Source organism: Bacillus amyloliquefaciens DSM 7 = ATCC 23350, from assembly GCF_000196735.1.
Taxonomy (GTDB): Bacteria; Bacillota; Bacilli; order Bacillales; family Bacillaceae; genus Bacillus; species Bacillus amyloliquefaciens.
On record NC_014551.1, the window covers coordinates 2,949,929 to 2,969,354 of the forward strand.

Here is a 19,426-nt window from a genome sequence, read left to right on the forward strand (position 1 = left end):
TACTTCACCTCTATTTTGTTCCTATAATTAGGATTTTCACTCTCGCTCCATCCGGAACGGCTGTTGGGACAATTGTTTTTCCATCCTGGGTAAATGAAATCAAAACTTTATCTGTGTCTTGATAATCTGAAAATAAGCTAATCCCTTTATCTCTGAGAATTGCCGATGATTCACATGTCACATAAGAAAAATCAAAGTCATCATCAGTATTCAATACCAACGTACTGTTGTTTATAGTTGTAAACCCATCACCACTTACTACATTCCACTGTCCACCAGTGTATTCAATGGAATATGTGTATGTATTTGTTGTTTGATATGTTTCTGTGCTGCTTTGTTGCTTCATAATGTTTATTTCGGTCAATCCTGCTTTTAACTGTGCTTCATAGTTCTTTATTGCTTGCTCTTGATTCTTGGCACGTTTCTTTTCCTCAACCTCTAAATCTATTCGACTTTTAATATATCCACCATTTACGGTTAAGCTTTGCGGCTGACTTAAGTCTAATGGGTTGTAGGCATTACCAGTTATCCGGATTTTGTCTTCATATGTAATCCCATTTAATTTAGTTTTCGCTCTGACCTTTATTGTATCTCCTGCTTGGATAACGTCTTCTACACCTGCCATTACAGCATCCAATAATTCATTGTAATCAACGTCAAACGTTACTTCTGGATACGGATTCACCTTGGTTTTCAAGAGCTTCTCCATATCCTCTTTCGTTTTAATCGAATCGTCTGTTACAGTCTCAGCCCATGAAGGCTGACCATTAATCAAGAACTTATTTTCATCGGGATGCTTGTAGACAACCGGAGGGAAAACATACTTTTCATCTTCATTCTTGTATGTCCTGTAAACAGTAATGATATTTCCCCTCAATAGATACATTACTGGGTCAGTCTTCTTCGCTGTCTTTGTATTAGGGTTGTTAGAATCCCTGTTTTTAAATGTGGCTGTTACACTGTATTCCTTGCTTTCAAGCCCACGAATGATTTCGAATTCCTTTTCAGTTGGATTGCCATCCTTTTCATAGACTGAAATAGTTTTCTTCTTATCACCAATCTTGAACTCCCATTTGCCACCAAGCTTTGAAACTAACGTCTTAAACTTAAAGCCTGTACCCGTAAACGAAAATGTAAATGATGAGCCGATTTTCTTTGTGAAATCTGCTTTCAATGAATCATCATAAGACCATGAGCCGGATTTTGATTTATAGGATAATGTTTCGTCTCCTAACGTGTCTTTCTCTTCCTTTGCCTTCCCATATCCTTTAACACGAGTCGTTGTGTTGTCTTCTGTGATCGTAATTGTCAGCGACTTTAAATTAACAGTGCTATCCAGGGTCTTAACAATCTCTTTACCGGCCTTTTTATAAACATAAATCGTCGTATTATCAACAATGAACTCAACACCATAGTTCGTTATTATCTCATCCATGAGCTCAAGAGATTTCTTCGCTCCAAAGTTCTCTAATTTAACTGACTTTATGTTCTTTGCATCGTTCATGATTACATATTTAAATTCACTGCCTTTTAGAGCATGTGATAGGGCTTCATCTAACGTTTTATAGCCTTCGATAGTATCGTGAACCAGGTGTTTTGAAGCTCTGAATGCGTAAATGTGAGTGGCTGTAATGTCTTTTGAGAGCACGTCACCCTCTTGTTTTATTGTCGGGGTATTAATAAAGTATTGCTGTTCCTTAAATCTCACTTCATCTAATAAAATAAAGTTCCTACCTACCAAGGCATTAAATTCAAGTTGGTTGGCTTCGTTTAAAATAATCGAAAACGACAAGTCCTTCTTACCATTTACATTGTCATTTACTTTTGGCTCAACAAATGGCAACCCATATTTTGTTTTTGTATTCCTATCCAACACGTACATCTGATTCAACTGAATTCACCACCTTACTTATAATAAAAATGGGTTATAAACTTAATATCACTATAGGTGGCACCTGTGATTTTAAACTTATTTTGACCTTTTTCTAATGTTGGAAAGCGTCCATTTCTTGTTTCAATTACTTTCGTTCCATTAACAATGTGATGGGAAAACAAGCTTAATTTGTTTGACTTAGATTGAGTACCTACTAGTGTTACAGTGTCGTTGTTAGTTAGGTTTGTAATTGTAATGTCTTTTCCTTCAAGGTACATTTCAACATTGTAATTGTGTCTGTAAGGATCTATTGTCACATTACCTATATTCTCAACTGTGAACGTGGATCGGTTCTTGAAATGGTACACGGGATTAGAGTCTCTTCCAATATTCATCCCCAAGTGAAACATATTGTCTGCAAGGTTCATTGAAGCTGTACTATCATATACACTTTCCGCAGCACCCTGAATGGCTGTGAGAGTGACATCAAACTCTTTCCACTTCTTGCCGTTCTCCCGAAATACTGAATAGCTGTCATCACAGGTAACAAGCCATCTTTTTAAAGGTTGTGGTGAATAGATAACGTAATAAGGATCCGGACGAGATAGATAATCGTATATCTCATCTCTTTTCATATCAAATTGCTGTGAATTACTGGCTATAATAGTAAAGGTTGCCGTAATCTTTTTGTCGTTGAGTCTCCCTTTATTTCCTTTTCGATAGGTCATTGTCCCATCCACTAACGAGTGAGTAAATGTTGTTTGCCTTTCATATGATGGTGACTCAGGACGAAATGAAGAAAGCGAGACACCTTTAAGATGCTCGCTTAAAAACATTCCATCAATAATCAAATCACTCTTTTTCAATTAATCACTCCCTATGTTAATGATAAATTATTAATCATGTACTTTTGTCCTCGTTCTCTTTGATAAGCTTTATCTTGGGCTCTGTTTAAATCATGAATGTTGAGAGAAACTTGAGGGTCTTTGGCTACTAATTGCGTCAACAATGCGATCATTTGGTTGTTCTGATTTGACTGAGTTTGAAGAATGTCAATTTGCTGTTGCTGCTTTGCAACCATTTGTAAGAGAGCGTTATTGTCTGTGGCTTGTTGGGATTCTGGTTTATAACCAACCATGTTCCCAGCCTGACTAAGCACCTTGTGAGCTTGTTTCCTTCTAAACTTACGCAAAGGAAGAATTAACTCACCTCTATGAACTTCAGCCGTATGATCACGAGTAATTAGACCGCCTTTATCGTAGCCAATGTACCTGCCACCTTTGGCCATTGACTTTAAGCCAGGATGATTAAGAATGCCCCCGTATCTGCTATTCAGATAATTAATGGAGGCTAGGACTTGGTGAACAGGATTCTTAATATTTCCATATCCAGGCTCCTTATGAGCATTAAAGGTACTTGGGATGAACTGCATTAACCCCTGTGACGGATGACCGGCTTTCCAGTTTGAATCCCATCTATTAACGACATTTGGGTTACCACCGGATTCTCGCATTGCAATGGTTTCCAATGCACTTGAAAACTGTGAACCCAACCCTTTGATTTTTAATGCTTCAGCTACCCATTTCTTAACTGCAGCTGTACCACCTTCACCAAAGTTACTGGCTTCACCAAACATCTTCTTAATGAAACCAACAGATTTGTCTTTAACAAAGTTAAATGAACCTTTGACAAAATCTCCAGCAAAGCCTGCAAAATTAGGCATCTTCAAACCAATCTTTTCAATAACCTTGTTAATAAGCTTTGATGGATTACTGATGTAGCTAAACACATCTAAAGCAAAGTCTTTAACTTTCCCTGCCGCAGCTTTCGCCCCATTCCATACCCTGGAGATGATTCCTTCTTTCTTTTTAGTTCCATTTGAATATGCCGGGATACCAGATAAGAAGGCTTTAGTTTCTCTAGCTGACAGGACTTCTGTTCCTCTTGGAAGGTTCATGAGCGTGTCTTTAGCAGGGCTTAAACCCATGTGTCCTGAAGGTGTTATGAAGGCTTCTGAGCCCGCATTTGAACCTTTACCATCACCAAGGATTGCAAGCCCACCTGGATGAGCTCCAGTACCATTTGCATATTGAGGAACATCCCATTTTGGTATTCGCTTGTCTTCTGAGACGCCGATCTTTCCAAGGATCCAGTTAATACCGCCTTGAGTAAAACCATTGATGATTTTTCCGAAGCCACGGAGTGTTCTATTTCCAAACGCCTTGATACCGTCCCAGGCTTTACCGCCCATAGTCTTGATTCCATCACCCATTTTTTTAGGCAATGCTTTAGCAGCGTCAACAATATCCCAAAACTTTTTAGTGATACCTGATTTCATATCACTGACAATCTTAAATGCCTTGTCTTTCATAGAAATGAAGAACTTCCCGACGCTTGAAGCACCATCCTTGAACACACCTTTAATCCAACCCCACATTTTAGGGAAAATACCTTTAAGTCCAGCGCCTAATGCTTTAGCACCACCAAGTATCTTACCGAAGAATGTTAATTGGATACCATTCCAAATCATTTTAATTGCACCTGAGAAGATTTGTTTAATACCTTCCCACATCTTACCGAAGTCGCCCGTTAATAACCCTGAGAATACTTTGATAACACCCTGAATAACTGAGATAGCCCCAGTTATAACGCCTTTAATATTCCCCCAAACTGACTGTATGATTGCAAGAATAACAGGCATTACGAATTGAACGACTTTCCAAACATTTTGAAGTGCTTGAGAAATAACCGTTCCGTTCTCTTTCCAGAATGTCCCCCATTGTGCTGATAGCTGTCCTACAAACGACATGATACCGCCTAATGCTTGTTTAATTAATGGCCCAAGTGTGGCAAATACACTGGATGCAATTGTCCCTATTGTTGAAAAGACGGGTTGCATTGCAGCAAAGCCACTTTTCATACTGTCTATGATCGGTTGAGCCTGTGTTTTCAACCCATTAAACGAGTTCTTTATGCTATTAATGCCGTCAATTATGGACTGTACTGTTAAAACAGGAAAGAAATCCATGAGCTTGTCCGAACCTTTGTTAGAATCACCATTGAAAATATCAAAGATACCAGAGAACACCTTTTTAATGTTGTTCCCTGCGCTTGAAATACTTTTGAATACAGGATCAAGCCCCTTCATTCCTGATTCTAATCCATTCATAGCAGGTTCTAATACATTCAGTAACCCATTTCCTAAAGGCATTAGTGCTGTCAAACCTGTTCGACCAATCTTCTTTAAACGAGCACCAAAATTATCTTGTAAAGCCTGTCCTGCTGCTTTAGTTTTGCCATCAATCTGACCAATTTTCCCATCAATGCCACCCAATGAATACATCGCTTTTGATTCTAAGTCTTCCCACTTAGTACCATACAAAGCGACACCAATGTTATTGGCATTGACCTGGTTTTTCATGCCTTTCAATTCACCTAGGACTTTATTTGAAACATCTTTAACCGTACTCTTCCCTTTCAAAAAGCTTTTCCATACCTTCTGAGTGCTTCCTGACAGTTGCCCCATAGCTCCTGATGTTGAATCAGAACCATCTTTTACCCTGATCTGAAATTCTTTCATTACATCGTTTATGTAATCAAGGTTATAAACGCCAGAGTCTGTTCCTTTCTTTAACAATTGGAAGTATTCTTGCGCTGAGAAACCCATTTTAGAAAATAACGGTGCATACTCAGAAAGGTTGTCAAACATTTCATTTGAGAAGTTCAGGCCATTTTGTGCTCCATAGGTCATTAAATCAAACGCTTTTTTGCTCGATTCTCCGAAGCCCTTCATAATGTTATTACCAGCTCGTGTAACTTCGTTTACATCAGCATCAAAGGTGTCAGCTAATACAATAGAATCCTTTGTGACCTGTTTCAATTCATTTTCACTAAGACCCTTTATGTTCTGTCTAACTTGTCCAATAGAATCTTTAACAGATTCCATGTTTTCTCCGAAGCCGTCTCTCCATACTGCTGTTGCTGTAGTGGTTAATTTCTTAGCCTCAGTCTCTGTCAACCCTAGTTGCGCTCTAAATTCCCCTTGGGTTTTCTGTGTATCAAGCACCATCTTAGCGCCCATTCCACCTACCGCTGCTGTCAAAGCACCTACAGCTAATGTACCTTTAGCAAGCGCTCCTACAAGCCCACTTTTAACAAATGAAGAAAACTTGGATACATCTCCATGTGCCTCTTTTGAAGAATCGCCGGTCTTTTTCAGATCAACCGAAAGTTTTTCTGTGCTATTACTTGCCTTTTCTTCGGCTTGTTCAAGTCGCTTAATTGTTGTTTCAGTACGCATAATCGAACCCTGTAAGGATTGATAAGTCTGTATTTGAGTGTTTAAACGTTGTGCATATTTCTGCGCTTGTTCTGAACCTTTTCCATAAAGCTTAACTTGCTCTTGATATGACTTATTGTATTCTTCAACAATACTCTCTTGGATCTTTAACTGATTTGAATAACCTTCAAGCTGCTTCTTGTTTGCGCCAAGTTCATCACCAACCGACTTAAGCTCCTGAACCATAGCGTTTGTTGCTGTTTTAGCTGTTTTAAGGTTATTCTTTAGCCCCGTTATACCTCGGTTTACCCCGGCATCATTCATTGTGGCATTAATAACTAAACTGCCTATGGGTTTTCCTTCAGTAGCCATTGGTTTACCTCCTTTCCTCAAGAATTAAAATCAAAAAAGAGAGTCCAAAATCGGACTCCCTGTTTATCACCTCACGTTTACACCGAAAATTTTGTATGCTGGAACTATCTTGTTTTCTTCCTTATGCTCGTACTCCATGAGAGAGAAGAATCCATTGATATCCATTTGATCTATCTCATGATATTTATAACCCTCTTTCATCAGGTCTTTGTACAGCTGGTTAATCTTACCCACATAGTCCGCATACGTCATTTCTTCGCCTTCTATCCCTGAGCTTTCAACGCCTTCTCCTTCAGTTGTTTCTTTTTTTTCTCAGCACCAGTGATTTGATCCATTACATTTTGAATGACTTCATCGAGTTCATCAGAAGCTACACCGTCTAAAACATCATCTGCTGTAAATTGATTTTCGAAAACCTCAACAATATAGTCAATCATTTCATCATTAGCTTCTAAATTAGTCATTTCTTCAACATGAGAAGAGATTTCCAGAGCTCTTCGAAGCTTTCTTGCTGTAACAATTCCAACGACATATGTTTTCTCAGGTACTTCAATAATTTCTCCTACTTCATTTACTTTCGCTTGTGAGTAATCTTTCAATGTAATACGTGCCATATTATAAATTCCACCTTTATCTACTAGTTTTGTTTTTAATTCGAATAAAAAATAGACAGCTTATTAGGCTGTCTAACGTTCATTAATTTACTTGTCCAGTGCTACTGTAGTATCTTGTGTTGGATCTGTAACTGTGATTCCATAAGCCTTTTTATAAAATTTCTCTACTGTAAAATCAGCGTGTTGATCATCACCAATCAGGAATACCAACTCATCTTTTTGACGTGGCATGAATTGACCCTCAATGGAATCTGTTTGTGCACTAACCTTGTCTTCTTTTGTTTTACCTTCAGATGATGGGATTGCGAATTTCCCTTTCAAAAGAGCATAGTAAATGTACCCTTTGTTATGGTGCTTCTCTTTCCAAGTAACGCAAACGTATGGAGGATCAGTATCTTTGTGATACTCTTCAATTCCATCTACAACTTTAATTCCTAGAATTTTCGTTCTGTCTTCTTGTTTCAAATCTGCCAAACCTAACTCAAGTTTTGCATCACTAATACCTGAGCCAATTACAGCATATACACCATCATCGGCGTAAATTTTTTCGTTTTCGTTTGAGACATCAAGCTTTGCACTCTGAGCCCCTCTAATTCTTGTTACTGTTGTTACTTGCTCCGTTTCGCTGTCTACAACAGCATACCGAAGATCTGTTAAACCGATTTTAGCCATATGTTTATCATTCCATTCTTATAATTTTATAGTTAGAGATTTATGTATTTCGTTGCTCTATAACGTCTTGCATAGCGATATAGTTCAATATCAGGATCACGATCAAACGCTGATGCATATTGCTGATAATCGTTGTCCGCCATTATGTCATCAATAATTGATTGAATAACTCTTGCTTCCTCAATTTTCTTAGTCCATAAATCAATTTGGATATCTACACTAATCGTTTGTACTTCATCATCTGCATAGTCTTTACGATAGCTTTCTAATTCATTTATTCGTATCATTGGTGCATTCTCGACAACTTGATGCTCTTCCGGTACATAGACCATGTAGATGCGCTCATCAGGCACAAGGGAGGTAAGCTCGACATTATTACTCAATGATTGTTCAACTTCTTGAATTGGAAGCTTCATAGTCCCATCTCCCTTGAATAAATTTGAGCAATTACATTTAACACTTCTTGTGCATATTCATTTTCAGTACGCTCCATGAAATGCTGCGGAGGTTGTTTAATTGTTCCGAAGTTTGAAAAGTGTATACGTGAGGCAGTTTCTTTCCCATAGCCCACACTTACGAATAACTCACCGTCTTCCTTTGGCTTTGAGTAAACAACATTGTCTTTCATATGGGTTTTATGTTTACTATCTCTAGCCTTTGGTGTGTTCTTTTCTAACCCCTTGGCAAAAATCTTTCCCCCTTCAGCAAGAGCAATTTTCCCCGCCTTAGTGGATTTCCTAGCCATCTTATCTAAAGCCTTTTGTGTATCTTCATATCCTTGTAAGTCTTCTGCCATTAACCCACCTTCTTAACAACTATGTCTCTCATGTCTTTTTTCCGTGAGTTTGGTAACACGTCTTTGATTTCATAGAGTTCTTCATCATATAGAACCTTCATGTCATTTGTTATTTTCATTGGCTGATCATAGCGCACAATAAAAGTAATGGTGTCCTCAAGGACTGTGCCAAGAGTGGCAACCTTATCCCGCAGTTTCTGATCCTTAATTTCAGCAAAACACCAGAAAAGAGTTTCTTTCACTTCTGCGTTCTCACCGTTCTTGTCTTTACCATTCTTGATTTTGATAAATGAAATAGGTGTATCAAGCCTACTGAAGTCCATCAACATACGCTCCTCTCATTTGTTGAATGAGATTAATCACACCAAATGGAACTTCATTTACTTGCTTTTCTGCTGTTGCGCTGCCATTTTCGTACCAATGACCAATTAACATAGAAGTTGCTAATTCAAATTTGGGATTGTCGGTAAAGTAGGATTCACGATTTTCAGAAAGGGTTACAGCATCCTTAACGTAGCTTTCCGCTGCAGCTTGGAGGAGCTTAATTTGGGTATCGTGGAAATTGTGGTTAACCCTAAGATAGAGTTTTAAATCCTCAAGTGTCATTGCATCACTCCTTTTCAAAATAGAAAAGAGAGCCGTATAAACGACTCTCAAATAATTAGGCTGTAGCTGGTTCAGTTGTTTCAACTTGTGGTGTAACTGTTACAAAGTAGCCAGCTTTAGGATCAGCTTGCTGAACATCAAAGCGTACCGCAATTTGAAGGAGCTGACCATAAATGTCATTATCCACCCATTTAGCAGTTGCATCGATACGGTTTACAAACAGCCCAGCTCTTTTAAGATCACCAATAAACATAACTGCGTCTCCTGCTTTTGTACCTAAGACTTTGTCATCTACTACACTTACTTTGCTGCTAAGAAGGGATTTTCCAGAAGATGCGGAGATGTTTTGTTGAAGAAGGTACTGACCATTTTTATCTTTAAGAGTATCAAGCCATTGGAAAGCAGAAGCAGAGGATACCACGTCACGGTTGTAAGCTTGTTTTAAATCAACGTTAAAGATTTGTTTGATATCGTCAGTGCTAGATACAGTTTTCTTAGCAAATGATCTTAAAACATTAGCTACTCTGGCATTCTTTGTGTTCCGTTTAATTTGTTGTAGGTAGTTTGCTACAATTGCACTCAAATCTACTCCAGCATCATCAAGAGCTTCTTGAGAAATAGGCAAATATCCACGGTATGTTTCTACTTCCCAAGAAACCTTAGTGAATTTTGGTTTAGCTAATTGAGGATTTTTCTCAAGTTCTGCAACAGGAATCAGCTCAGTGTCAGCATTTGCAAGAACAGGATATGTACCAGAACCAGTTTTTACATTAATGTTGTTAATCATAGCTGCCAAGTCAACGACATCTTCCGGTTCTTGTTGAGGTTTAGTAATGACATCAATTGGGATTACTGCCTCTGCATCAACCATTGCAACTCCATCACGATACTGACCTTTAGAACGGAGGTACTTTTCAAAATTTCTTACTTCTTCACTTCTTTTATCTTCACCAAGTAGATCACGTGTTTCTTGTTTCATTGAGCGCTGTTCCCCATTTCCATCATTAGATTTTTGTTCTTCCTTTACAGTTTCTTCTTTTGCTAGACCAGCAATTTCTTCTAAATCAGCTAATTTTGCTGTAAGATCAGTAAGTTCTTTTTGCAGTGCTTGAACCTGATCTTTGAGATTTTTAGCTTCATCCAGATTCCCTTCATCAGCTTTAGCTTGCGCTTCATCAATCTTCGCATTTACTTCATCACGCTTTGTAGCAATAAGAGATCTAGTTTCAATCAATTTTTCTTTTAACATATGTATTTAGCTCCTTTTTTCCAAATAAAATAAGCCTTTAAAGGCTTTGGTTTCTTAGTTTCAATAATTCAAGTTGAAATTTTAATTCTTCAGTTTCCTTCTGATTAGATTCTTTAATAGCCTCATTCAGATTGCGTGCAAACACATCTGTATCGTTGTAGGCTGGGTATGTAACCACCGAGATGTCAGTTAGTTTTGATATCTTTCTAATCCGCTGAAAATCCACACCGGTTGTTGGATTCTTTTGTCTAACTGCACCTTGTGGAGCTAAATGAAATCCAAATGAACAATTCGTAATATTCCCCAAACGAATATTCTCATAAAGATCGTTAGCGTATTGTGTACTTGGTAATGTAACTTCAAAACGCAAACCAACATCATCAACGTTTAATTTCAGTGTTCCTGATGTTGTTCTTCCAATGATCTGACTAGGCACATGGTCAACAAGTGCTCTTACGTCACTCATATCCGTGCCATCTAACGCCCCAGGTTCAATTGTTTCAATGAAATTGCCTAATACGTTTGATTTCGTATTAAACTTCAAGGCGTATCCAGCAATAACCTTGGCTTTCTCCCCTTCTGAACGAGTTTCCAGACCATCTTCATTAAATAATCTGATTTCAGTTTTACTCAATTCCCTCACCTCCTTCTGATGCTGAAGGTATAGGCAGACTCTTTGCTTTTGCTTTCTGAATCTCGTCCATGATTTCAATATCAACGTAATTCAGGCTCATGAATCGCTTATCTCCATTTGGAACTGATGCTATACCGTATTGAGCCAGAGCATCGTTAAGAGAGTAAATACCGTTCTGCAGTAATGCAATAACATTTTCTCGCTTTGTTTTTGCATCTGTTTCCCTAAACTTTCTTGTATCAAATTCAAATGTATATTGGTTATACAGAGGATAAGATAAAAGCTTATAGTTCAACTCAGCAGAGATGGCATTAAAATAGTTTGAAAGGGTGTTGGTTAGGTAATCAAGGTTGGCCTGTTCAATTGAAGTGTTGGTTTGTTCAATTCCAAGCTTATGAGGGGGTAATCCAAACGCTTTAGCAATTTGTTTAGTTCCATGATTATAATTATTGACAATTTCAAGCACCTTTGTGTTAACTTCTAGTTGTTTGAAATCCATCGTATCATCAAGTACTAAAATGCCTTGTTGATTTTGATCACCAGAATACGTGCTTTCAAAATTCTTCTTCATGTTTTTCCTTGCAGCATCATCTAAATTAGCTTTTTTAACATTTAAAATCCCACTTAGATTAGCTCCACGTCTAAAGAAATCAACATAAAGCTTCTTACCGGCTTCTTGACTTTCTATCTCTCTTTTAAGGCTACTTAACGGTGAAACACCTGTAATTCCATTTAATGAAAAGAATTTAATGTGCAACATGTTCTCTCTCTTAATGATCCGTTGTTTGCCATTACTAGGGGTATACGTGTAAATAATTTCATTTGTTCCGTTTGGTTGATCATAAGATACCTCACTATTACGCAAATGAACCAGGTCAAGAGGATTACCGTCAGAATCTCTAATGATTTCTGCATACGATTGAGCGTTCAACAAAGCATTAGCCACGAGAATGAACTTCAGAAAATACCCTGAGTAAAACTCATTCGGTCTTTCATTCAATAATTTATAGAGTATGTTCATTTCATCAGCAATGCCGTTATTCTTAACCATAATTGGAGAGGATGCTATATCTGAAGCAAGCGTATGAATCGCTGTAAAAATATCGCTATTCTTGATTGCATTGATTGTGGTGTATGTTTCACCATCTGCACCCATAATGATATCTATAAAAGCTTGATCATTTGCACTTACAGCATTTGATTCCCCTCCTGTATTCATTGATCTAAAGAATGCCAATTAATCACTTCCTTTCTTCTTTAGGATTAATGATCATTGCAATCAACACTAAGAGGACTCCCGTTGATAATAAACCCAGTAATTCTGAAAATTTATAGGCTGTGATATTAACGAATACTAGCCCAGCTAAAAATAAAAGAGTGTGTAAGTTCATAAAGATAAACTTGACCACACTCATTAATGCTGCGGTAACTTTTTCAAGCTTCATGTTTTCCTCCTTTACAAAGCAAAATTGTAATTTGCATAGTAATCTTGATCATACTCATCTGAATAATGATGCATTGCTTCATAATGAGCAATGATTCCAGCTATAATTGGATCAATTTTGTTTCTGTTCTTTTCTTTAACTAACCTTGTTAAATCGTTAAACTCTTTTACAATTGCGTTATTCACTGCTTCTGTTAACAATGGGTTATTACTGTGAATCAAACGCTGATCATAGACACATAACCTTAAATCCTTAACAGGCGCATTTAACTTTGTAGCTACCTGCCCTACTTCAATTTGAGGATAATCTTCTAGCTCGTTTAGAACTAAGCCAACTATATGTGGGTCAAACAGCAATCCTCTCACTTTCAAGTCATTTTCCTCAATATGATTCTTTATGTAGTCAATAACTTGCTGTTGATTTATAATTCCAGTGTGTTTGTCTGTAATTGTGCAATATCCTTCTGCAGCCAGCTGCTTGTAATCGATTTTATCCCTTTGACACTTAGCTTCAATTCCACCTTTTGTTCCAACAAAGGAATGGCTATCAATGTAAAAACGTTTCTTTTCATCTTCCAATGGATAAATCCATGAAACAGCAGCTAAGTCCTCAACTTTTGCCATATCCAGTCCAATGTATACTTCTTTCCCCCTGATATCCGGCGCTTCTTCAACTGCACAAGCATTCCAATCATCTAAAGGGATATAGCTTTGTTCACTTGCCTGTCTCCACACATTAAAGGTTTTTACATAAAGGGAGTTTAGATTGCGTTGTACTTTAGCTGCTTGAACATCGGTCTTAATATTATCAACCATAAAGGACGCAGCTTCTTCATCTTCTAAGCGAGGGTTTGATTTAATCCATGTCTCAGGCATATCAATTTCTTTTTCAACGTCATCTTGCTCATAAATAGCAATGAAGTAGTCATCCATTGTTAAATTGCCTTCTAAGACACGATCAAGCATTTGGATTTCCTTATACATAGGAACATTGGGGTTAAGTCCTGCGGTGCTTACAATAGCTAATAAGGAGCTTTTAAGACCTACTTGTCCAGTTTTCAAAACGTTGTACATTTTTAAGTCTGGGCTCTCGTGGAATTCATCTATAATAGCAACAGTGGAAGCGAAACCATCCAGTTTACCGGTATCTGAAGCTACAGGATAGGCTTTGCTGTTCGAGGATTTATCTTCAATTGAATCTTTTAAAACTTTTACACTTCTTTTAATTGATTTAGACTGCTTTGATAGGATTCTAAATTGTCCTTGCATATACTCAAAACCATGTCTAGCCTGTTTCATGGCGTTAGATGCAAACACAATCTTTCTGTTCATCTGTGGTGAGTCACCTAAAATAAACTCTTTACCACCAATTGCAGCGACAATTAAACTTTTCCCATTACGTCTGGCCATTGAGATCATTGCACGTTTGAATCGTCTGTGACCATTGTCTTTTCTTATCCATCCAAATATAGATCCAATAATCCATTTCTGAAACATTAATAATTCTAAGCCTTCACCAGTCTCAGGATTGGATAAAGTCTCAATAAAACTAATGCTTTCTTGTGCTTCTTCAACATTAAAACAATAGTTAAATGAATCTGTTTTGGATTTCTCGATGTCATCTAAATGCCTTTGACAAGCAAGGATTATTTTTCTACAGGCAATTATCTCACCATTAACAACTTTCCTTGCGTACAGCGTAGTTTCATCAATCATGATTTACCACGCTTCTTAAACTTTTGCATTGGATCTTCTTGTTCATCATCTTCATTATTGAGCCCGACTAATCTTAACCTAGAATCCAATGATAAACCCATCTGTCCAGCAATACCCCGAATTTCTTTAGACATTGCATTCATAATTTCAACTGACGGATTTTTCTTTTTCACTTCAACGCCTTGACTGTTCAGTTCAAACATAATTTGACCATTCTGAGCAATATCCTTTAAGGCTTCACGATATTGAGCAAAACTATTACAATACATGGCTAATAATGTCCTATCAAGCTCACTTATAGGTAAAGCTTTCAAATACGGATATAGTCTAGTCCATTCATTCTTACCCATTGTAGACAGCCAGTGTGGTGGCTTTGCGTGCAATGGTTCAAAATCCTTCAGCTTTTCCTCATTCTCTTTTCTTACTTCTTTTTGTTCATTGGTAATCTGACCTTTGAGAGTATCAGTCATCTGTTTCCTTCTCGCCAGTGCAGCCACCTCCTTTCGTCTAATTTTGATAATAAACACTTTAGTTAACTAAAGAATTAATTCCATAAAAAATAAGCTGCCGTTAAATCCATACTGAACAAGGAATCTGACAACTTTCGTTTAATCAATTATTAAGTTTAATTTGAGTCTAAAAAAGCAAATTTCAAATTTCCAATCTAACAATTTTTATAAAGAAGAGGGGCATCCGATGTACAAATTTATTCAATACTACCCCGTTATAAGTCGGGGGGACTTAATAAACCAAAGTTGTTATAATTTTTCCTTGTTTTTTAGTCTCAATGGTTTCAACAGTTGGTGATCCAAGACTATCTTTAACTCCACGTTTAATTAAAATGTTTGCTTTGCTCTCATCATAATATGTGGCAGTTTCCCAATCAAACGAAACCTTAATTCTTTTTGTAATCTTTTCACCTTTATAATAAACTTCAGGAATTGAGTTAATTTCATCTAAAGTAATTTGCAACAATGGCTACTGATCCATTACTCAATCACTCCTTTTTTAAAGAATTTATTATCAACATATAGTTTATAATCAAATACTCCATCACACTTACTCTTCTCAATTGCATTCTGAGTTGCTTTATCAACGGTTTCAGAAATGTGATCAAGAATCAGTTTGTCCCAGTTTTCATCTGGATTCTGAATTTCTAATCTTACATATCCATCATCACCGAACTTGGTAACAAGTGAATCCTTAAATTTCTTTTCATTGAAGTTCACATTAATTCCAATTTCAATGAATGAATAGTTTTGTTCGATTGCCTTTAACCGCATCTTAATGTCTTCAATTGCTTCATTAAAGTTGCTTAGTGTTTGAGATGCTTGTGTTGCATCAACAGTAATTCCTAAATGATTTGTCTTCAATTGGATTCCCTCCTTTACACACTAACCTTTTCTAAAATGTCTTCACGAACAGATTCATCTTTAACCTTATCGTTTATCATCTTCTCAAAAGAGATACTTTTTAAATAGCTCTTATCATACCTAATGAATGTTACCCCTGTGCTATATGGATCAATGGATTTCAAGCCGTAATATTCAACACCATCCCATCCCCACGGTATATATCCGAGATCCGATTTAGCATCTAAATTAAACTTGATACGTAACCGTTTAAATAATTCAGCCTTCTCTTTACTTACCATTAAACCTTGATACTCAACTAACATTTATTATTCCTCCCATTAAACAATACTGAATCTCCACCATCAATTGATGAAAGACCATGATACTTTCTAACTTCGTTTACTGTAAGTAGTCCTCTTTGCATAAGATTAACAACTTCACTTGGATTCACAGGTTCTTTTTTAGGAACCTTTGGAGCTTTAACAGTTGGTCTTGCAGCATATCCCATTACTCATTCCCCTTCTCCGAATGTAATCTGGTTATGATGTGTCTGACATAATACCTCTAGGTTATTCAAATCAACCCTAGCTTCATAGTTATGTAGTATATCCCTTAACTCTCTGTGCTTATGGTGAACAACTAAACGCTCACTTAAATTCCTTTTGCCTTCAGCTGCACACATAGCACATCTATAGTTTGATTCACGTTTCTTTTCTTCCCTGAGCAATCTCCATTCCTTGCTCTGATAATAGGAATACAACTCTGTATTATCTTTGTTGTACCGGACATTCTTATTGTATTCCTTATCTGAGTGTCCCTTATGCTTATCACAATAAGACAATGACCAATCAATCAGAGATCGGCAGCCAGGAGCATTACAGCGTTTAAGAGGCATTAAATCTCCATGCCGAAAACTTCATATGCGTATTGTTGTTTATTAGCATTTAACATTGCTGTCACATTCTTTACTGTTTCCTTATAGGTTTTACCAAGCATTGAAGCTGGAAAAGGTATACGTCCATCAACTTTAAAATCAGGCTTATCATTATCCTTTAATGACATTGTTGAGTATTCAATCTCATATCCAGTAATAAATGTTTTATCAATTTCACCATCTCTATAAGTGGTTGCAAAAATAGGAAATACCTTACCTAAAATAAATTCCCCGTTCATTCATCTTCATCCCTTTCATTATGCACTTTAATCACTTTTGCCATATATACACCGATCCCACTGTCTTCATCGTCTTCTTCAATCCGGTTTTCAAATTCTTTTGAAGCTTCTTCTTCAGTATCAAAGAACAGTATGAACGGATCGCAATAATCGTAAAATACAGCGTACTTATTCATTCACTTTTTCTCTCCCTTTTTTTCATATTGACTGTTAATCCATTTAATGTTTTGCAGCATCATCTCAACTTGCTCAAATAATGTCTTTGGCTCACTTTTAGTACGATATCTTGGAGTTCGTTTTGTTCTTACCACTCACTTCTCCCCTTTTTACACACGATAAATTTTGTCTAGCAGCGTCCATTGCCATTCATAAAAGTGCTTCCCATTTGCGATCTGACGGAATGAAATGTATTTCTCCTTATTACTCAAGAAAAACAATAAAACTAAGATAAATTTAAAAGGTGATTTTAGAGCCCTCATTCTGTTCACTCTCCTTTCAATCTCCTCCTAAAATAAAAAAAGAGGATACCGACGTATCCCCATCCCACATGTTGTTTTCTGTCCTTATTTAGATATTTATAGTCGCTCGCGAATCGACTTTATTTAATACGTTGCTTATTCCGTTCATTCTTCTCACCATCACGCATTCCGTGGCAATAACCTAAAGATGAGCTTAATGATAGAGTGGCACAGAACATCCCAAACTTTAGTCCTTCTAATAGGTAACCACACATAAAGAACAATGCAGCTATAATAAGACAAGCAAGAGCTTCAGCAATTAATCTATTCATTGTCAAACATCCTCCATATATTTTTCATGTAGAGATAGAGATTTACATTCCTCGTATCTTTTTTGCTTAACATAAATTGTTCAAAATCATCTAGTTGCTCATTTTTGATTAAATACTCCCTAAATAGCTGAATACTTTCCTTAGATACGGCATCAAGCGATTCATACAACGATTTAAACATTATGTATCACCGTGCTTTTTTATTAGGCGTTCTAACTCCTTAATCTCGTCCAGCACTTCCATCCGCCGATTAACATAATAATCAAGTTCGCTCAAACGTCCGTTAATGAAGAGTAGTGATGTTCTTGCGTTCCGTAAATCTTCATTCAGTTCTTCAAGAGTATCATTCATAGACTCATTCTCCCTCACTGTTTAAATGTAAGATGAACTTCTTTAAAGTTTCCAATATGCAAAAGTTCGCTTACTTGGTCTTGAAGCTGCTTGTTTTCTTTACCTAGCTCACGCTTCTCAGCACCATTCTTCCAGTTTTTGATTTTGTCTAAATCCTTGGCCACATGACGTAATAATTCTTCAATCTTATGTACAAATGCAATATCGCTTCCGTATGTATCCTTTTTATCTAATAATGTGCGTTCTACATGGTTTAAAGCCTTAATCTTATCTTCAGCAGTCCATTTGCTAATGTATTCTTTAATAGCCCCATACACAGCAAATACACTGTTTTCTCCATCAATAGTTGCTGACATTAATAGGTTTCTTCTCTTCTGAGGTGTTGCGAATCTAACAGCATGGTCAATTTCCTGATCTGTAGCTGTAGGATCAATATAGACTTTATTCTTTCTAATTGAAGGCAGCACATCACGCTTAACCCATCGTTTGAAATCCTTCGCTGTCTTTTTACGACTCGAAAAGATTAATTCATATAGTCCTGACTCATTTACAACTTGCATGAGAATTGTTTTTGAAGGCGATTGTGGGTGTGTCATTTCAAACGACATACTCTCATCATCATCAAGACGTGTCAGTGCATGACGGCTATTACTAATCTCCAATGCATCGCATACATCCTTAGCAACAAAATATACATCACCTTTAACACTAACTGTTCTTACTTCTTGCCCTTCAAAGTTAAAAATTTGTTCAATGTGATTCAAATTCGTTTTCCTCCAAAAATTTTAATTTTGTGTACAAGCAGAAAAAGCCCTTCAACCTATAAAGGCGGGCTTAATCTCTCGCATCATCTCAACTAAAAATTAATTGGAAGAGGTGTCATCACGACATGCTCATAGTTCCAATTTCCATTCACCCATTAAAAATTAATGAGTCAATGCAGATTAGAATTGTAAAAATGATCATTATAAGTTACAATTATAATTAAAAATAGCGTAAGTATGCTTAAATTTAGAATAAACGAGTGGGATTAAGACTGTTTAAAGGTTTCCCTTCCCACTGAAACGTTCCTTTCCTCCAATGCTCATGTGCACCTGAACACCTTTAGTGGTATGCAACTACCCAATTGAAAAGCTTAAGGGAGATAGCGTACCGATCTATTGACCAATACGCTGGAGAATAAAAGGAGAAATGTATTTGAACTGGAGGTCATAATAACCCTTCATGTGTAAATTAAGCTTTCGACCTCCCTTAAGCTTTCCCTTATGACGTTTATCTCTGAAACACGGTTGAGCCCAGTCACAGCACTGCTTCAAGCCACCTTTTCATAACTACAAAATTCGATAAATCTTCTCTATCCCTTGGGGGAGTAAGGCTCAGGGCAGTTTCTATTTCGCTACCAGTTGTTTTCTTTTGGTATTCCCTTATGGCGATTATCTCAAAAGGGGCTTTCAGATCAGTCGTATCAAGGGTTCAAAGTACTTTTTTTGTTGAACTTTTTC

At 37.0% G+C, this 19,426-nt stretch carries 25 protein-coding genes; all 25 read right to left on the reverse strand.

What is annotated here, in order from left to right; genetic code table 11:
- Positions 1 to 10 precede the first annotated feature (10 nt).
- The 25 genes from BAMF_RS35230 to BAMF_RS35355 all read right to left on the reverse strand — a co-directional run bounded on the left by BAMF_RS35230 (position 11) and on the right by BAMF_RS35355 (position 18,688).
- Positions 11 to 1,882, reverse strand: a complete 1,872-nt coding sequence (locus BAMF_RS35230) for a prophage endopeptidase tail family protein (protein ID WP_232502504.1) — start codon at positions 1,880 to 1,882, stop codon at positions 11 to 13.
- 23 nt (positions 1,883 to 1,905) lie between these two features.
- The gene (locus BAMF_RS35235) at positions 1,906 to 2,739 is read right to left on the reverse strand and encodes a phage tail domain-containing protein (protein WP_013353323.1); all 834 of its coding nucleotides are present in this window, start codon (positions 2,737 to 2,739) and stop codon (positions 1,906 to 1,908) included.
- An 11-nt stretch (positions 2,740 to 2,750) separates the two neighbouring features.
- Positions 2,751 to 6,524: a phage tail tape measure protein gene (locus BAMF_RS35240; RefSeq protein ID WP_013353324.1), complete on the reverse strand. Its 3,774-nt coding sequence runs from the start codon at positions 6,522 to 6,524 to the stop codon at positions 2,751 to 2,753.
- A 66-nt stretch (positions 6,525 to 6,590) separates the two neighbouring features.
- Positions 6,591 to 6,776 carry a hypothetical protein gene (locus tag BAMF_RS35245; RefSeq protein ID WP_013353325.1) on the reverse strand — a complete coding sequence of 62 codons (186 nt, stop codon included), beginning with the start codon at positions 6,774 to 6,776 and terminating at the stop codon, positions 6,591 to 6,593.
- Between the two features lie 11 nt (positions 6,777 to 6,787).
- Complete coding sequence (gene gpG, locus BAMF_RS35250) at positions 6,788 to 7,138, reverse strand: phage tail assembly chaperone G (RefSeq protein ID WP_013353326.1); 351 nt, start codon at positions 7,136 to 7,138, stop codon at positions 6,788 to 6,790.
- Between the two features lie 87 nt (positions 7,139 to 7,225).
- Positions 7,226 to 7,810 (reverse strand): major tail protein, encoded by a 585-nt coding sequence (locus tag BAMF_RS35255; RefSeq protein WP_013353327.1) that lies wholly within the window; start codon positions 7,808 to 7,810, stop codon positions 7,226 to 7,228.
- Positions 7,811 to 7,842: 32 nt separating this feature from the next.
- Positions 7,843 to 8,226 carry a tail completion protein gp17 gene (gp17, locus tag BAMF_RS35260; RefSeq protein ID WP_013353328.1) on the reverse strand — a complete coding sequence of 128 codons (384 nt, stop codon included), beginning with the start codon at positions 8,224 to 8,226 and terminating at the stop codon, positions 7,843 to 7,845.
- Positions 8,223 to 8,606, reverse strand: a complete 384-nt coding sequence (locus BAMF_RS35265) for an HK97-gp10 family putative phage morphogenesis protein (RefSeq protein ID WP_014470873.1) — start codon at positions 8,604 to 8,606, stop codon at positions 8,223 to 8,225. Before BAMF_RS35265 ends, gp17 begins: the two co-directional genes overlap by 4 nt.
- The gene (locus BAMF_RS35270; protein ID WP_013353329.1) at positions 8,606 to 8,929 is read right to left on the reverse strand and encodes a phage head closure protein; all 324 of its coding nucleotides are present in this window, start codon (positions 8,927 to 8,929) and stop codon (positions 8,606 to 8,608) included. Before BAMF_RS35270 ends, BAMF_RS35265 begins: the two co-directional genes overlap by 1 nt.
- The gene (locus BAMF_RS35275; RefSeq protein ID WP_014470874.1) at positions 8,916 to 9,212 is read right to left on the reverse strand and encodes a head-tail connector protein; all 297 of its coding nucleotides are present in this window, start codon (positions 9,210 to 9,212) and stop codon (positions 8,916 to 8,918) included. Before BAMF_RS35275 ends, BAMF_RS35270 begins: the two co-directional genes overlap by 14 nt.
- Positions 9,213 to 9,267: 55 nt before the next feature.
- The gene (locus BAMF_RS35280) at positions 9,268 to 10,461 is read right to left on the reverse strand and encodes a phage major capsid protein (protein WP_013353330.1); all 1,194 of its coding nucleotides are present in this window, start codon (positions 10,459 to 10,461) and stop codon (positions 9,268 to 9,270) included.
- 37 nt (positions 10,462 to 10,498) lie between these two features.
- Positions 10,499 to 11,095, reverse strand: coding sequence for an HK97 family phage prohead protease (locus tag BAMF_RS35285; protein ID WP_014470875.1), 597 nt, complete (start codon positions 11,093 to 11,095; stop codon positions 10,499 to 10,501).
- A complete protein-coding gene (locus BAMF_RS35290) occupies positions 11,088 to 12,332 on the reverse strand; it encodes a phage portal protein (RefSeq protein WP_013353331.1) in 1,245 nt (414 codons plus the stop codon). Before BAMF_RS35290 ends, BAMF_RS35285 begins: the two co-directional genes overlap by 8 nt.
- 4 nt (positions 12,333 to 12,336) lie before the next feature.
- The gene (locus tag BAMF_RS35295) at positions 12,337 to 12,540 is read right to left on the reverse strand and encodes a hypothetical protein (RefSeq protein ID WP_014470876.1); all 204 of its coding nucleotides are present in this window, start codon (positions 12,538 to 12,540) and stop codon (positions 12,337 to 12,339) included.
- Between the two features lie 11 nt (positions 12,541 to 12,551).
- On the reverse strand, positions 12,552 to 14,255 hold the full coding sequence (locus BAMF_RS35300) for a terminase large subunit (RefSeq protein ID WP_013353332.1): 1,704 nt from the start codon (positions 14,253 to 14,255) through the stop codon (positions 12,552 to 12,554).
- Complete coding sequence (locus BAMF_RS35305; protein WP_013353333.1) at positions 14,252 to 14,725, reverse strand: phage terminase small subunit P27 family; 474 nt, start codon at positions 14,723 to 14,725, stop codon at positions 14,252 to 14,254. The genes BAMF_RS35300 and BAMF_RS35305 overlap by 4 nt, the downstream gene beginning before the upstream one ends.
- Positions 14,726 to 14,996: 271 nt before the next feature.
- Positions 14,997 to 15,230, reverse strand: a complete 234-nt coding sequence (locus BAMF_RS35310; protein WP_013353334.1) for a hypothetical protein — start codon at positions 15,228 to 15,230, stop codon at positions 14,997 to 14,999.
- 14 nt (positions 15,231 to 15,244) lie between these two features.
- Complete coding sequence (locus tag BAMF_RS35315) at positions 15,245 to 15,628, reverse strand: hypothetical protein (protein ID WP_013353335.1); 384 nt, start codon at positions 15,626 to 15,628, stop codon at positions 15,245 to 15,247.
- A gap of 14 nt (positions 15,629 to 15,642) precedes the next feature.
- Entirely contained in the window at positions 15,643 to 15,933 is a 291-nt protein-coding gene (locus tag BAMF_RS35320; RefSeq protein WP_014470877.1) for a hypothetical protein, read from the reverse strand.
- Positions 15,927 to 16,118: a hypothetical protein gene (locus BAMF_RS35325; RefSeq protein WP_014470878.1), complete on the reverse strand. Its 192-nt coding sequence runs from the start codon at positions 16,116 to 16,118 to the stop codon at positions 15,927 to 15,929. Before BAMF_RS35325 ends, BAMF_RS35320 begins: the two co-directional genes overlap by 7 nt.
- Before the next feature lie 386 nt (positions 16,119 to 16,504).
- Positions 16,505 to 16,783: a hypothetical protein gene (locus BAMF_RS35335; protein WP_013353336.1), complete on the reverse strand. Its 279-nt coding sequence runs from the start codon at positions 16,781 to 16,783 to the stop codon at positions 16,505 to 16,507.
- Positions 16,780 to 16,959 carry a hypothetical protein gene (locus tag BAMF_RS35340; RefSeq protein WP_013353337.1) on the reverse strand — a complete coding sequence of 60 codons (180 nt, stop codon included), beginning with the start codon at positions 16,957 to 16,959 and terminating at the stop codon, positions 16,780 to 16,782. Before BAMF_RS35340 ends, BAMF_RS35335 begins: the two co-directional genes overlap by 4 nt.
- Positions 16,960 to 17,381: 422 nt before the next feature.
- Positions 17,382 to 17,573: a hypothetical protein gene (locus BAMF_RS35345; RefSeq protein ID WP_014470882.1), complete on the reverse strand. Its 192-nt coding sequence runs from the start codon at positions 17,571 to 17,573 to the stop codon at positions 17,382 to 17,384.
- 180 nt (positions 17,574 to 17,753) lie between these two features.
- Positions 17,754 to 17,924 carry a hypothetical protein gene (locus BAMF_RS41565; RefSeq protein WP_014470883.1) on the reverse strand — a complete coding sequence of 57 codons (171 nt, stop codon included), beginning with the start codon at positions 17,922 to 17,924 and terminating at the stop codon, positions 17,754 to 17,756.
- A gap of 14 nt (positions 17,925 to 17,938) precedes the next feature.
- The gene (locus tag BAMF_RS35355) at positions 17,939 to 18,688 is read right to left on the reverse strand and encodes a BRO-N domain-containing protein (RefSeq protein ID WP_013353339.1); all 750 of its coding nucleotides are present in this window, start codon (positions 18,686 to 18,688) and stop codon (positions 17,939 to 17,941) included.
- Positions 18,689 to 19,426: the final 738 nt, after the last annotated feature.

Excerpts from the sequence above, each read along its gene's own strand:
- BAMF_RS35300 (WP_013353332.1), bottom strand. The coding sequence starts at position 14,255 with ATGATTGATGAAACTACGCTGTACGCAAGGAAAGTTGTTAATGGTGAG.
- BAMF_RS35280 (WP_013353330.1), bottom strand. The coding sequence starts at position 10,461 with ATGTTAAAAGAAAAATTGATTGAAACTAGATCTCTTATTGCTACAAAG.
- BAMF_RS35340 (WP_013353337.1), bottom strand. The coding sequence starts at position 16,959 with ATGAATAAGTACGCTGTATTTTACGATTATTGCGATCCGTTCATACTG.
- BAMF_RS35265 (WP_014470873.1), bottom strand. The coding sequence starts at position 8,606 with ATGGCAGAAGACTTACAAGGATATGAAGATACACAAAAGGCTTTAGAT.
- BAMF_RS35245 (WP_013353325.1), bottom strand. The coding sequence starts at position 6,776 with ATGACGTATGCGGACTATGTGGGTAAGATTAACCAGCTGTACAAAGAC.
- BAMF_RS35305 (WP_013353333.1), bottom strand. The coding sequence starts at position 14,725 with ATGACTGATACTCTCAAAGGTCAGATTACCAATGAACAAAAAGAAGTA.
- BAMF_RS35270 (WP_013353329.1), bottom strand. The coding sequence starts at position 8,929 with ATGGACTTCAGTAGGCTTGATACACCTATTTCATTTATCAAAATCAAG.
- BAMF_RS35295 (WP_014470876.1), bottom strand. The coding sequence starts at position 12,540 with ATGAAGCTTGAAAAAGTTACCGCAGCATTAATGAGTGTGGTCAAGTTT.
- BAMF_RS35335 (WP_013353336.1), bottom strand. The coding sequence starts at position 16,783 with ATGAACGGGGAATTTATTTTAGGTAAGGTATTTCCTATTTTTGCAACC.
- BAMF_RS35240 (WP_013353324.1), bottom strand. The coding sequence starts at position 6,524 with ATGGCTACTGAAGGAAAACCCATAGGCAGTTTAGTTATTAATGCCACA.
- BAMF_RS35325 (WP_014470878.1), bottom strand. The coding sequence starts at position 16,118 with ATGGGATATGCTGCAAGACCAACTGTTAAAGCTCCAAAGGTTCCTAAA.
- gpG (WP_013353326.1), bottom strand. The coding sequence starts at position 7,138 with ATGGCACGTATTACATTGAAAGATTACTCACAAGCGAAAGTAAATGAA.
- BAMF_RS35255 (WP_013353327.1), bottom strand. The coding sequence starts at position 7,810 with ATGGCTAAAATCGGTTTAACAGATCTTCGGTATGCTGTTGTAGACAGC.
- BAMF_RS35345 (WP_014470882.1), bottom strand. The coding sequence starts at position 17,573 with ATGAATAGATTAATTGCTGAAGCTCTTGCTTGTCTTATTATAGCTGCA.
- gp17 (WP_013353328.1), bottom strand. The coding sequence starts at position 8,226 with ATGAAGCTTCCAATTCAAGAAGTTGAACAATCATTGAGTAATAATGTC.
- BAMF_RS35230 (WP_232502504.1), bottom strand. The coding sequence starts at position 1,882 with ATGTACGTGTTGGATAGGAATACAAAAACAAAATATGGGTTGCCATTT.
- BAMF_RS35320 (WP_014470877.1), bottom strand. The coding sequence starts at position 15,933 with ATGTTAGTTGAGTATCAAGGTTTAATGGTAAGTAAAGAGAAGGCTGAA.
- BAMF_RS41565 (WP_014470883.1), bottom strand. The coding sequence starts at position 17,924 with ATGAATGATACTCTTGAAGAACTGAATGAAGATTTACGGAACGCAAGA.
- BAMF_RS35275 (WP_014470874.1), bottom strand. The coding sequence starts at position 9,212 with ATGACACTTGAGGATTTAAAACTCTATCTTAGGGTTAACCACAATTTC.